Raw genomic sequence first — 13,376 nt, 5'->3', positions numbered from 1 at the left:
AAAATAGGTGTTTCGGAGGACAAAACGGGGGCAGGGCTGGCATACAAATCAGGATATAGTGTTATTCCAAAGGGGATGAAGCAAATGGACCGCCTGATACTGCCTGCCGTGCCCAGCCTCCGCCAAACGGATGAGATTCGGATCCGCCGCGACTATGAACGGTTCCGAGATACCGGTCTACCTAATCGGGTTGAGGCTTATTTGATGGAGGCATATGGCATCGACGTCTCATCAAGGTACGGACTGACTCCGATCAAGAACCCGTTTGGCAAAGCCGCCGGCCAGTTGTCGTTGAATGAAGCCCAAGTCCGTACGGATGCGCAGGCCGGCCTGGGGTTTGTCGTGTTAAAGACCGTGATCGCAGAAAACGGACAAGGCCATCGTGGGATGGAGGCTTGGGCCATCAAGGACACGCGGATGAAGGTGGAGCCCATCGTGGGAAAGGAGACAGGGGACACCGGTTGGAACGTCACTTGGCATGGACGGGGGTGGCATGGTTCGTTCGCGGAATACCTGAGCTTCTTCGCAACCTCACTGCGCCTGGGGCGAGAGTGGGGAACCGTTGTTGTGCCTTCCTGCAAATATCATTTGCCGGCGGGGGACGACGATTTTGCGCTGGACGAATATCGTCATACAACACAAAGTTTAGCTCAGGTTTGGGGGCAATTCACGGGAAGCGATCCGCTGCAAATGGAAAAAGACTTTAGCCCGACCCTGGCCGGATCGGATCGAGCGAAGCAGCAGGAGGCCATCCTGCGATGGTATCGAGAGGTGCCCAAGTTGATCCAATCGACCTTGTCGCCGGGCGAACTTCAGCTGGGCATCAAACTGATGAACACGGTATTTGATGATGACTTTCAGCTGCGGACGATGACGACATTGATCGAGGAAGGCGAGGTTCGACCGGATTACCTCATTTATGCCAATCGGCTCTATGACTGTGCTCATCTGGATACCGGAAAAGGCGGGGTCGCCTACGGCGGGCCCGATTTAAGTCGGCGCAATCTGCGTTTGCTCTGCAGATTACGCAGATTGGAGTTGGAAGGTGAGCTGTCGGTGCCTGTTCCCGCCATTTCGGGGACAGGGGATGTTTACTCCGGTAAGATGGCGCTGGAATACGCGTTGCGCGGCGCCGAAAGCTTGCAGATGCACACCTTGTTTCAACTGCCCTCCAGCGCGTATGGCATGACCATTGGCAGCAAAACGGAACGGGCTTTGCATGAGTTGTATTTCCATCCGGTAACAGGATTGGTCACCTGGATGCTTCACTTAAGAGAAACTGGGGAAATCGGACATCGGGAGGGGATCGCTTCTTTTCGCGAAGTGACCTCGTGGTACCGGGAGCGGGGACGCGATTTCTTCATGAGGGAGGAACACGAATGAACAAGAGCGGGGTAAGACAAACCTTGCAATGGGGACTGGTACCGGCGGTTCCGGTGCCGCGAACGCGCGAAGGACGGATTCACTTGCAGGCTCAGGAGGCTTATGCCCGGTATCTTGCGTCCCAATCCGTCGCAGGGGTGGCCGTTTGGGCTCACACAGGACGGGGGTTACATATGGACCGTTCGGAACGGATGTCGGTTCTAGAGACGTGGAGAGCGGCGCTTGGGGAATCCAAGCTGTTGGTAGCGGGCGTTGGAGCGATCCCTGACCTCCGTTTTCTGGGCGCGGCCAAGATAGATCGATGGAAGCAGGAAAGCTTGGCCATGGCAGCCGATGCGGTTCAGGGGGGAGCGGATGCCCTGCTTGTTTTTCCGCCTTCGATTCTCCAAGAGCTCCCCGCAGCGGAACGGGATCAAGCCATTGTGGATTATCATCAAGCGTTAGGGCAATTGGGGAAACCTCTCATTTTGTTTTATTTATATGCCGAGGCCGGGGGAATCGCCTACTCCGTTGAAGTGTTAAGAGCCTTGTTGTCCCTTGAGATGTCAGTGGGGATCAAAATGGCGACGCTCGACAGCGTGATGACGCTGCAGGACGTGTCCGTGCTCATGTCTGAAGAATTCCCGGAGCAACTGCTGATTACCGGGGAGGACCGAATGTTCGGGTATTCGCTGATGCGCGGGGCTCGCAGCGCCTTGGTCGGATTAGGCGCCGCGTTCCCGAACATTCAGTATGATCTGATGCAGGCGTATGCCGATGGAGATTATGCAAGGTTCATGGCGTTATCCGCTCGGGTGGACGGCTATGCCGAGAGTACCTTTATCCGCCCGATGGATCAATATATATTGCGTATGCTTGGGTGCCTTGTATTGTCCGGCGTGATCCCGGAGGAAGCCGCGAATGATCTCACCGGCTGCAAATTAGTCCGGCAAGAGATCGCTTCTCTTCGCCGGGCCATCGAACGGTATCGGTTGTATTAGTCTACGCCAGGGATTAACGCTGCGGCCAGACGGCGGTGATGTTCCGGTTCAGGTCATAGGCCGACGCCCAGTAGTAACCGGGAGCCACGATTCGCTGAGGCAAAAAGCCAACTTCACCGGACGGGTAGGTTAAAGCTTCGGACGAACCGTTGGCGATGCCGCCCGCATCGGTGGTCATTTCAATGTAACGCCCTCCGCTCTGGGTAAATCGCCCATACACAGCGGCTGGGACGCCTTGGCCGGTCTCAAGATCAATGATTTCCATGCGGACTTCGGCGCGTGTTCCGTTGAAGGTGACCTCCATATTTCCGACGATCATCGGTTTCATAGATGTGGAGGAGGTCGCCGTCGTTGCGGATGCCCCCGGAGAGGTCGCCGGCCCGATATTGCCGCTGATATCCATGACTGCGACCTTATAGTAATAGGTCGTATTTGAGAGTAATCCCGTGTCCATATACGTCAAGTTTCTAGAGGTCCCGGCCAAATGCACGTCATCCGGCGAAAAATCGGGTTCCGTGCCGCGATAGATCATATAATGCTCAATGTCAGAGTTGTCCGTGGCTCGCCCGTAGCTTAGCTGCACCGACTGAAAACCGGCAGCCGAGGCCAGCGGCGGACCGGGAAGGGCGGAAGGCGGCTCCGTATCTGCGGGATTGACGCGCCAGAGATGGCCGTCTGGGCCCCAGGTGGAGGGCAGCCAGCGGATCGAGTCGTAATGATGCATGGCGATGCCGGCGAAGGCTGGATCGGATTGGAATGCCGCATACACTTTATCCAGCTCTGCTTCCATATACGTGCGCCCCTCTTCGCGGAACGTGATCGTTTCCGGATCGCCGCTGCTTGCGATATCGAGTGTTTCAACGCCGATCACAACGGAATTCGGCTTGCCGATCGCATTGGCGTAGCTCAGTTCGCCTTGCGCTTGAGCGATGATTCCGACTCCCCCATCCGCAACGTCGCGATAATCCATGATTGAGATATAATCGCTGAGGTCCTGAACGTGCTCGGATAACCATTTGGTTTGCCCGTTCCACGTAATCTCCTTCGCGCCCTCGCTGCTGTCGAACCATCGAGGAATCGCCGGTCCGAAGGGGAGGTCAATGCCGGCGGCGTTCCGGCGATCAATCATTTTCTGAAGCACATCGAGGTATTGCAGTTGAACCGAAGGCTTCTCCGCGTTGAACTCAGGCAGGATATACGGTTCGATATCCACGTTGACGCCATCGAATCGTTCGCCCGTAGCGGCTGCAATATTGTAGTTGATGACCTTCTCAATTTCCTGGATGGCATATTCATGATAAGGGGCCAGAGCTCCCATGTATGGCGGTGTTGTCCCGCCCGCGATACAGGCCTGAACCTGGTAGCCGTTGTTGTGCGCCCAGCTCACAAAATCTCGTACCTTGTCGGGGTATTCCTCGAGTATATCGACTCCGCCGTAGGGGAACACGCCGATGTAGAAGGTTGTGATTGGATCCGAATCAAAGGTGGTCGTGTCATCGGCCAAAGCTTTTAGCGCGGATCGGGAACCGGGGTTCAGGAACAGATTATAGGCTGCCTTCTCCCAGATCCACATGGCGCGGTCCTGCTTCTTGATCGTGACGGGTTCGTGTGTTCCTCCCCCCGTGGAAGCATAGACGGTCATACTGCGACCCATATTCCCAAATTCATCGGTCGCTCTGGCTTCCAGACTGGAGGTCTTGTCGCCGAGGCCTTTGGTATTCCAGTTATATTTATAGAGCCTTCCAGACTTAACGGCTTTCTGCCATGCTCCGCCGTTGATTCTAACTTCTACCAAGCGGATACGATTTCTGGAGTCTACAGAAATGTGAATCGGGGTGGACTTCCCTCTAAGCGATGCCCCATCCAGCGGATTCGTAATGGAGACGACGGGTTTCGACACCTGGGGGTTATCCACGCGGATCGTAATCGGTTGACTCGATACCCCGTATCGGGTCGTGCTTTGGGTTCCTCTGGCAAGCAGTGTGATCTCGCCGTCATAGCGGCTGGTGTCCAGCTCCGCACTCCATACGCCAGAGGTTTCGCCGCTTTCGCCGTCCGTCCGGGTCGGCAGTTGATCCGTGCCATTGACGATCAGGACGATGTTGTACGCCTCCGTATATTGACCCGAAACGGTAAGCGTTCCTACCTCCACTTCATCTCCGTGGGCAGGGGTATCAATCGTTACAAGGGAAGCAGCTGAGACCATTGGGAGGGGGCCAATCGGGAGAAGCGGAAGAAGAGAAGCGATGCATAGCGCGGCGAGCAGTTTGAGGAATCTTTCTTTTCGCTTAGCAAGGAACACAAACATCAGAATCTCCTCACTTCCTTTTTGAAATAGAGAAACATTTTTTACCATTGTAAGCGCTCTAAGATTATGTGAATACTTCCGTAAATCGTCCGAAAAAAAACGGCATGTCCATTCCGGATTCCATTTGTTCCATAGGAAGGAAAATTTGCCTACTGTGTCTAATTATTTGGATGTGGAACATGTACGAAATCTCAGGGATTTTGAAGGAGGATCAGGGATGTTGAAATTATTCGAGTATAACTGGCAAGTTCGCCGCGATTGGTTTGACTGGTGCGAGACAGTAAGCGAGGAAGAATTGATGAAGAAACGCACGGAAGGACTCGGACACATCCTTCCTACGTTATATCATATTGTGGCGGTCGAATACGGTTGGATCGTCGGAGGCATCCAAGAGAAAACGGTCAACCTCCGTGTTGCATCACCCGCATCAACATTCGATTGCGTTATTGTTGATTGAGACGGAAACGCCTCATCGTCTTGAAATTCTGCGCAACGGAAATCCGTTTCCGATCATGGGTCGAAGTGGAAGATTTGAGGATCTTGGGGAACGGGGAAGCCAAGTATTTTTATTTCCGTGATCCAGAGGGGAACCTGCTCGAAGGAGCTTGGTCACAATGGGATCCTGTCGATGAGTACAAGAATGAGTTTGGATCGTGATGATGGAATCAGATCAGTCCCAATCCGGCCTTGGAATAATTATCAACGGCCGGGTTGGGGCTGATCTTGCTTACTTCAAACTTGTAATAGGTACGCAAATTTCACAATATTCGCTGCGGAGCATTTCCCCGGTGTAACGTTCCATGATAGGTTTGTCTTCGATTTGATATCCCCTGGTATGAAGGGTCGGCAACAATTCGGCCCAAGCTAACTGAACGTCTTGAGTAGTGTGCTTGATTGTGAACACCATGTAATCCCCTCCGGGGAGTTCGCCCATACTTATGGGGGACGCTACCCTTTGGACCTCATCCGCCGAAATAACGATACACGCGTCATACCGACAGTTCTCCGGTGGCGTCGTATTCGGGTTATCCTGTGGAATTCCGAACAGAATCGCCGAGTGATTCAATAGGTGACTTTTCTCCGCCCACGTTTTAATCTCCTCCATCGTCTGAACATTTACAGGGCCATAGGGTCCCACGCGCCTCGCATAAGCAATTTGATAACGGGGAAGTGTTTCGACCTTGAACTCCATATTATTCCTCCTTGGATGAAGCGTAATTGATTCCATACGCATCCTAACATGGTATAAAATGATTTTCCCTATTTATTTTTAGTTTTTTTCTAGATGTCCACCCTCAACGTTCGACAAATTCTCTAGGCGTCGCTATGTATAATTTGGTTTATAGGAGAGAGATAAAGCGGGTCTGATCAGATCTAGAGGGAGTAGGAGGGACATGGACACAATGAAAATACGATCGATTCTGCCCCGGAGGAACACCCGGTTGCTTCAATTATTGACGTTGATAGTGGGGATCGCCATAGAGCTTACGGGATGCAGTCTCCCCGGACAAGCCGAGGACCCGCCTACTGTTGGAGATCAGCGATCTCGTCCTCAGGTCAGCATCGTCATCTCCAATCTGGGCATGACTTTTCCCGAGGGCATGGATGAGAACGACAACCGCTATTTGAATTATATCGAAGAGCAGACCGGCCTGGATATTCAGGTCAACACGCCCCCCACCGAGGTCTACGACGAAAAACTCGACGTCATTATGTCCTCGGGGAACCTCCCCGACATGCTGCACGCCTATGAACCTGTATGGTTTGACAATTATGTCAAACAAGGGGCGCTGTTACCCTTGGATGATCTCATCGAACAGTACGGCCCTCACCTGAAAGCAAAAATTCCACCCGAAGTTTGGGATAGAGTCAAGTACGGCGGCAAAATTTATGCGGTGCCTAGCTTAAACGAAGTGACCGGCATCGAATTGATGTATGCGCGAAAAGACTGGCTGGACCGGCTGGGTCTGGACCCTCCGGAAACGCTGGACGAGTACTACAACGTGTTTCAAGCCTTCACCCGGAACGACCCGGACGGCAATGGCTTGCAAGACACCGTGGGTTTAACGTTTACGGCCGAGCTTGGGAGATCCTCTCCTTTCTTCGGCGCCTTTGGTACGCAGCTGGATACCTGGTTTGAACGTGACGGTCACTTGGTTTATGGAAATATTCTGCCAGAAACGAAAGAAGCACTTGGCTTTCTGGCCCGGTTGTACCAAGAAGGGCTGTTGGAACGAGAATTCCCGTTAAACCTTCAGACGAATTTGTTCGAGAAGGTCGAGAACGGAAAAGTGGGGTTATTCTCAGCAACCTGGTACGATACGCGCGGACCGATCGCTGCCAATATGAAGCGGGACCCGGACGCTCGCTGGATTCCGTTGGAATATCCTACAGGGCCCAAGGGGGACAAAGGCGTAAACGGTATTGACCTCATTCGCGGTTATAACGTCATCCCGGTGAATTCCCCGCATGCAGCTGAGGTGATTCAATTGCTGGATTTTATCGCGAGTGATTATAAAACATTGAAACTCGGTTTTGAAAATGAAATCTGGCGGCGGGAAGGGGATCGGATCGTTACGGATTTCGCCTTGCATGACGAGAGTCTGTACCGGGGGATTTATCAGTCCTTGGTGGACGTCCCCGATGAAACGTTATTTAAGCAACGCCTCGACTCGCTAGGCGATTTTAACCTGTATAACAATATCCAGACCGTTCACCGCAATATTATGTCTAACGCATTTTATGGGATTCCGACGCCGGCGATGGGGAAATACAGCAAGAATTTGACTCGATTGGAGGACGTATTTGTCAAAATCATTTTAGGGATCGAACCGTTGGATGCGTTTGACCAATATGTCGAGCGATGGAAAGCGGATGGAGGGAGTGAAATAACGAAAGAAGTCAATCGCTGGTTCGAAAGCAGGAAGTAATCGCAGAGCCGCACGGCTTGGAGGAGGAGTACGGTGATTCGATGGATCATGAACCGTTTTTCGCACCATATTCAATTCCGGCTGACCGGATATTTTATACTCATCTTGCTTCCGTTAGTCCTGATTAGTCTGTTTGCGGTGGAGAAATCGCGCGATATCCTCTATAACCAGGCGGTCCAGCGAACCGAAACGGCCCTTTCCTCGGCCATGAACCACTTGGACCTGGTCTTCCAGAACGTCGAGGAGATTTCAACGCTGATTGCCGGGGATCCTGCCATGAATGCACTGTTGAACGAAAACGGCAGCGATTTCTCGCCGCAATCGATCCTGGCGTTCTCTTATATTTTGGAACAACTGTCGAACTCCGTTTCGGTTAACCGATATATCTCGCAAATTTCGGTCTATCATCCCGCTTCAAGCATGCTGATCTCCACCCATTATGGCGGCAAACAATTGCCAGGGGACGCCCAGAAAGAATGGTTCGTGGAGACCGCCCGTCATAACGGGACAGGCATCTCTTATGTAAAGGTGGACTATGCGGTTACGGACGGGGTGACTTTTGGGCAATTGACGAACACCGACAGCATCTCGCTTCTGCGGGCGATGGATTTGTACAACAGCGATCGGCAAGCCAATTTGCTCGTCGTGTCGTTCAGTAAGAATAAATTATTGAATATTATCAAAACATTGCTGCCTTCAGAGAACAGCCGAATCGCGTTATCAAATGAACAGGGAGAAGTGCTGCTTGAGGTTGGCAAACCATCGGCCCCCCATCTCCCGGACCAGGATATGACCGTCACGATGGAATCTTCCTATTCGACCTGGCGATTGACCATGGTCCAGCCCAAAAGGGAGCTGTATCAAGAGACCGATCAATTGCGCCTGTTTACCTTTGCGATTATCGGGCTGAGTCTGATTCTTGCCTTTACCGTATCCTGGGTCGTGTATAGCGGAATTGCTTCCCCCGTACTGAAATTGGCCAAGGGGATGAGACGACTCGGCAACGGGGAGCTGGGGATCCATGTCAGTACGAATCGGAAGGATGAGTTTGGATTTTTGATTCAATCCTTTAATCGAATGGCCATGGTGCAGAAGCGCCTGATCGAAGATCATTATGAGCAGCAGCTGCGCTTGAAAACGACGGAGCTCCGCTTTCTGCAATCCCAGATTAACCCGCATTTTTTGTACAACACGCTGGATTCCATCTACTGGATGGCCAAAAATTACGATGCAGAGGAGATCAGCGAGATGGTGATGAACCTCTCCAGCTTCTTCCGGCTCAGCCTGAACAAGGGTCGGCAGGTGTTCACGATCGAAGAGAGCATCGTCCACTTGAATTATTATTTGCGTATCCAGCAGCTTCGTTTCATGGACAATTTCCGTGTGGAATATCGGATATCGGAGCGGAGCAAGCGGATTCCGTTGTTAAAGCTGCTGCTTCAGCCGATCGTGGAGAATGCGATTATCCATGGGATGGAAGGGAAAGAATCGGACGGTTGTCTGGTCATCTCCAGTTGGGTTGAACAGGAGCGGACATTGTTTATCCGCGTGGAGGATAATGGCCCGGGAATGGAGGAAGAGCGGCTCCAATATATCCAGCAGGAGCTGGACCATATGGATCTCCGCAAGGTTTCCGCCTATTCGCAGGAAGATGAGCAGGCGAAAGACTTGTTTGGCTTGCGCAATGTGCTGAGCAGAATGAAATTGTATTACGGACCGGAAGCGAGGTTGACGGTTCAGAGCGTGTGGGGAGAAGGAACAGCTGTTTTGTTATCCATTCCATGGGAGGGGGAACGGGATGAATCTGATGATCGTGGAAGATGAGCCCCGGCTGCGCCAGGCGCTTGCCTATAATATCTTGTGGGAGTCACACGGAATCGACATGATCGGCACGGCGGCTAACGGCCTGGATGCGTTGAAGCTCATGGAACGGAAGAAGCCGGATCTGATGTTGATCGATGTGCAAATGCCGGGCATGGACGGACTGTCTTTGTTACAAGAGCTTAAAGCGCGCGGCCTACTTACTAGGTTGATGAAGATCATTATTTTAAGCGGGCACGATAATTTCGAATTTGCTCAAACCGCATTGAAACATGGGGTTTCGCGGTATTTGCTGAAGCCTGCCGGCGAAGCGGAGATTTTGGATGCCGTGCTGGAAGCTCGACGTCAGCTGCAGCAGGATTTAGAACAATGGCGGCGTCAAGCGGCTTTGGAGAAGCAGTGGTTGTCCAATCTACCTCATTTGCAAAACCTGTTCTTTCTTCAGTGGGCCGGCGGTAAGGTTGGACGCGGGGAGATCTTGAGCAAATGCAAAGAGTTACAAATCCCGCTGCGGCCGGAAGATCGGATTGCGGTTGCCGCGATGGAACTGGATCCATCTCCAGAGGATGGGGAGAAGGCGGAGATCCAGAAGTTTACGTTGCAGCTCCTGGCCAAGGAGCTGTTAACGCCTCCAAGTTGGTGGATCGCGACTGACTCGGACATGAATCTGATGATGGTGTTCGTAGTTGGCCCTGAGACAGAGGCGAGCGAGGCGCTGCTGCGGATGAATGCGGATTTGTCCCAACTGCTCTCCAGAACCAAAGAAATGCTGCATCGAACCGTCAGCGCGGGAATTAGCGCAGGGGCAGGCCCCTTAGAGCACCTGGTTTCGTTATACCGGCAGGCTAGCCATGCCCTGCAGGAGCGGGTTGTGTACGGGCATGATCTCATCATTCCATACCGAGAAACGGCTGGGGAGAATACTCGGCCCTTCGCGATCCAGCCGAATCTGGAGAAGGAGCTGGAGATTGCGATGGAGACCGCGGACGAGGTCAAAGCCCTAGAAGCGCTGCAGGGGATATGGGATGAACTGGTTTCCAAGATGGAGACTTCGGACGAGTTCCATGAGTCGGTTCTTTTTGTGCATAGCCTGTTTACCCGTATGATTCAAAAGCGGGGGTGGACGATTAAACAGGTGCTTGGCGAAGATGCGAAGTTTATCCATAACATGAGTTTACTGAGTACCCAAACGCAGACCTGGGCGCATATGACGAGAATCGTTAACCGGATCGTGGCCTACGTGAAGGAGCAACGCAATGCGAACAGCCATCAGGTCGTGAAGGAGATTCTACGGTTGGTGAATGAGGAGATGGATCAAGAACTAACCCTGCACACGGTGGCGGACCGCATGTATATCAATTCCTCGTACTTAAGCCGGTTGTTCAAGCAGGAGATGGGGGTCGCCTTCTCGGATTATGTGCTTGCTCGCAAAATGGAGCGGGCTAAATCGCTGCTGCAGGATGGTCATAAAGTGTACGACGCCGCTCGTTCGGTGGGTTACCGGGATGTGAGTTACTTTACCAAGGTCTTCCGCAAGTATTGGGGGGTGAACCCTGGGGAGTGTAAGGGTTAGCGAACTCCAACGCTTGTGAGCAACGCTATTTGGGTCTTTATGGCGTGGTTGTCAATCTAACGCTGATCAGAAAGCTTATTTGTCGGTTTTCTACGGAAAAGGAGCTGTTTTTCCACGTATAAGCTCTCTGGCAAGCGTTAGAATGGGAAATCCCTAAATTATCCCGAAATAAGCACCATGGCAAGCGTCAGCGAGATTTGAGCTCGGAGCCTACAGGGCACGTTCATGCTTAACCTTCATCGTACTCCCCATGTCGATCGATCGGATCATAGCTCCACGCCAATAGAAGCCGCAAGGCTTCTATTTTTACCCATTCATAGGTTGATAAACCATCATATTACCACAAATAGTAATTGCTCTCGCCTACTCAGCCCACCCGCTCCAAACTTACAATGTTATCACAAGTGGACAAATGACAGGGGAAGGGGGCAAGAGGATGCAATTGAAAATCGGGCCAGGGCCCGAATCAGCCAGGACGATCAAGCCCAAGCCCAAACGCGGCTATTGGAGCCGGCTGGGGCTCGACATCTGGAAGGAATGGGATCTCTATTTGCTGCTCGTACCGGGCATCTTGTTTATTTTGTTGTTTAAGTATACGCCGATGTACGGAATAAGTATTGCCTTCAAGGATTTCAATATTTTCAGCGGTTTTGCGGATAGCCCGTGGGTCGGCTGGAAGCATTTCGAGAAGTTGTTTACATCGCCGGACTTTGCCCAAGTGTTCAAGAATACGGTCATCATCAGTTTCCTAAAAATCGTCATCTTGTTCCCTTTACCCATCGTCATCGCTCTCATGTTGAATGAGATGCGAAATATGATCTTTAAGCGGACGGTGCAAACGGTGATCTACCTTCCGCATTTCCTGTCCTGGGTCATCGTTGGCGGACTATTTATGGATCTGTTGTCAACGAACGGAGGGATCGTCAATAAGGCGCTGGCCGGGATGGGGATGGAGCCGATTGCTTTCTTTCTCGATAACAGCGTATTTCGAAGCGTGCTGATCACTTCGGCGGGATGGAAGGAGACCGGCTGGAGCACGATTGTCTACCTGGCCGCGTTCACCACGATTGATCCGATGCTCTATGAAGCGGCGAAAATGGACGGGGCGGGCAGATGGAAGCAGCTCTGGCACATTACGTTGCCGGGGATCGCGCCGATTATCGTCTTGATGTTTATTTTGCGGCTCGGCAGCGTACTGGAGGCCGGGACCGAACAAATTTTAGTCATGTACAATCCTGTGGTTTATCAAGTATCCGATGTCATCGGCACGTATGTGTACCGCAGAGGGCTTGGCAGTCAGGATTACAGCTTCTCAACGGCGGTGGGACTTTTTGAAGCGGTCATCTCCTTTACGCTGGTCATCGCCGGGAACGCAGCCAGCCGTAAATATTTGCAGCGCGGGATTTGGTAAGGAAGGGAGAGGGAAGGCATGGAAGCTAATCAAGCTTTGGAAGGATTACCAGCGCCTCGGGGGACGATGAAAACCACGTTCTCCGAGAAGTGCTTTACCATTTTCAATTACATCTTCTTTATCTTGTTGGGGCTGACGACGCTGCTGCCTTTCGTCAATTTGCTCGCCAAGTCCCTAAGCAGCGAAAGCGCCGTGATTTCCGGAAGGGTGGGCTTGCTGCCGGTCGGCCTTCAACTCGAGACCTATCAATATGTGCTCCAAGATTCCATGTTCCTGAATTCACTCAAAGTGTCCATCGCCCTCACCGTGGTTGGGACAGTTTGCAGTCTGTTCCTGACGACACTGACGGCTTATCCGTTGTCAAAGGTTCGGCTGCGCGGCAGGAAGGGACTTCTGTTGATCTTCGTATTTACGATGTTGTTCAGCGGCGGGTTAATTCCCACTTATCTGCTAATGCAGAACCTGAACCTGGTCAATTCCTTTCCGGTTCTATTCCTCCCTGCGATGGTGAACGTGTACAACATGCTGATTATCAAAAACTACTTCGAAGGCCTTCCAGAGGAGTTGGAGGAATCGGCCAAACTGGACGGTGCGGGGAATATCCGCATTTTGGCGTCGGTGATGCTCCCTTTATCGCTGCCGGTGCTTGCCACCATCGGATTATTTTTTGCCGTGGCGTTCTGGAACGATTATTTCTCCGCCATGATCTACATCAGCGACCCGGCGATCAAGCCGATGCAGCTCTACTTGAAGGAGCTTCTCGTGTCATCCAGCGGCGATTTCCTCAAGGATAACGTCGATGCCGCGATTAATACAACCCCTCAGTCGATTCAAGCCTCTTCGATCCTTCTTGCAACCATTCCGATTCTGCTCGTATATCCTTTCCTGCAAAAATATTTCGTCAAAGGCGTGCTGGTCGGTTCGATTAAAGGTTGATTCGGTTGGATTAAGGATAACAACTCCTGAAGGA

9 protein-coding genes and 1 pseudogene are annotated in these 13,376 nt (G+C 52.1%); 8 read left to right on the top strand and 2 right to left on the bottom strand.

The window, feature by feature from the left end; translation table 11 throughout:
• Positions 1-84: 84 nt before the first annotated feature.
• Positions 85-1,383, top strand: a complete 1,299-nt coding sequence (locus M0651_RS11185) for a hypothetical protein (protein ID WP_248551829.1) — start codon at positions 85-87, stop codon at positions 1,381-1,383.
• Positions 1,380-2,363, top strand: a complete 984-nt coding sequence (locus tag M0651_RS11180) for a dihydrodipicolinate synthase family protein (RefSeq protein ID WP_248551828.1) — start codon at positions 1,380-1,382, stop codon at positions 2,361-2,363. The genes M0651_RS11185 and M0651_RS11180 overlap by 4 nt, the downstream gene beginning before the upstream one ends.
• Before the next feature lie 13 nt (positions 2,364-2,376).
• Here the strand turns inward: M0651_RS11180 and M0651_RS11175 are convergent, their stop codons facing one another.
• Entirely contained in the window at positions 2,377-4,671 is a 2,295-nt protein-coding gene (locus M0651_RS11175; RefSeq protein ID WP_248551827.1) for an Ig-like domain-containing protein, read from the bottom strand.
• 217 nt (positions 4,672-4,888) lie between these two features.
• On the opposite strand from M0651_RS11175, the pseudogene M0651_RS11170 reads away from it, so the two are divergent.
• A pseudogene (locus M0651_RS11170) lies at positions 4,889-5,068 on the top strand (DinB family protein); the annotation flags it as partial.
• A 330-nt stretch (positions 5,069-5,398) separates the two neighbouring features.
• Here the strand turns inward: M0651_RS11170 and M0651_RS11165 are convergent.
• The gene (locus M0651_RS11165) at positions 5,399-5,863 is read right to left on the bottom strand and encodes an AraC family transcriptional regulator (RefSeq protein WP_248551826.1); all 465 of its coding nucleotides are present in this window, start codon (positions 5,861-5,863) and stop codon (positions 5,399-5,401) included.
• A 211-nt stretch (positions 5,864-6,074) separates the two neighbouring features.
• On the opposite strand from M0651_RS11165, the gene M0651_RS11160 reads away from it, so the two are divergent.
• The 5 genes from M0651_RS11160 (at position 6,075) to M0651_RS11140 (ending at position 13,342) form a co-directional block, all read left to right on the top strand.
• Positions 6,075-7,601, top strand: a complete 1,527-nt coding sequence (locus M0651_RS11160; RefSeq protein ID WP_248551825.1) for an extracellular solute-binding protein — start codon at positions 6,075-6,077, stop codon at positions 7,599-7,601.
• A 33-nt stretch (positions 7,602-7,634) separates the two neighbouring features.
• On the top strand, positions 7,635-9,425 hold the full coding sequence (locus M0651_RS11155) for a sensor histidine kinase (protein ID WP_248551824.1): 1,791 nt from the start codon (positions 7,635-7,637) through the stop codon (positions 9,423-9,425).
• Entirely contained in the window at positions 9,400-10,995 is a 1,596-nt protein-coding gene (locus M0651_RS11150; protein WP_248551823.1) for a response regulator, read from the top strand. The genes M0651_RS11155 and M0651_RS11150 overlap by 26 nt, the downstream gene beginning before the upstream one ends.
• 436 nt (positions 10,996-11,431) lie before the next feature.
• Positions 11,432-12,406 carry an ABC transporter permease gene (locus M0651_RS11145; RefSeq protein WP_248551822.1) on the top strand — a complete coding sequence of 325 codons (975 nt, stop codon included), beginning with the start codon at positions 11,432-11,434 and terminating at the stop codon, positions 12,404-12,406.
• An 18-nt stretch (positions 12,407-12,424) separates the two neighbouring features.
• Positions 12,425-13,342 (top strand): carbohydrate ABC transporter permease, encoded by a 918-nt coding sequence (locus tag M0651_RS11140; RefSeq protein ID WP_248551821.1) that lies wholly within the window; start codon positions 12,425-12,427, stop codon positions 13,340-13,342.
• Positions 13,343-13,376: the final 34 nt, after the last annotated feature.

Source organism: Paenibacillus mellifer (assembly GCF_023195895.1).
GTDB classification, from domain to species: Bacteria; Bacillota; Bacilli; order Paenibacillales; family Paenibacillaceae; genus Fontibacillus; species Fontibacillus mellifer.
Note: the sequence above shows the minus strand (reverse complement) of the source record. Positions and strands in the feature narration are given on the sequence as shown.

Excerpts from the sequence above, each read along its gene's own strand:
- M0651_RS11185 (WP_248551829.1), top strand. The coding sequence starts at position 85 with ATGGACCGCCTGATACTGCCTGCCGTGCCCAGCCTCCGCCAAACGGAT.
- M0651_RS11180 (WP_248551828.1), top strand. The coding sequence starts at position 1,380 with ATGAACAAGAGCGGGGTAAGACAAACCTTGCAATGGGGACTGGTACCG.
- M0651_RS11175 (WP_248551827.1), bottom strand. The coding sequence starts at position 4,671 with ATGTTTGTGTTCCTTGCTAAGCGAAAAGAAAGATTCCTCAAACTGCTC.
- M0651_RS11165 (WP_248551826.1), bottom strand. The coding sequence starts at position 5,863 with ATGGAGTTCAAGGTCGAAACACTTCCCCGTTATCAAATTGCTTATGCG.
- M0651_RS11160 (WP_248551825.1), top strand. The coding sequence starts at position 6,075 with ATGAAAATACGATCGATTCTGCCCCGGAGGAACACCCGGTTGCTTCAA.
- M0651_RS11150 (WP_248551823.1), top strand. The coding sequence starts at position 9,400 with ATGAATCTGATGATCGTGGAAGATGAGCCCCGGCTGCGCCAGGCGCTT.
- M0651_RS11145 (WP_248551822.1), top strand. The coding sequence starts at position 11,432 with ATGCAATTGAAAATCGGGCCAGGGCCCGAATCAGCCAGGACGATCAAG.
- M0651_RS11140 (WP_248551821.1), top strand. The coding sequence starts at position 12,425 with ATGGAAGCTAATCAAGCTTTGGAAGGATTACCAGCGCCTCGGGGGACG.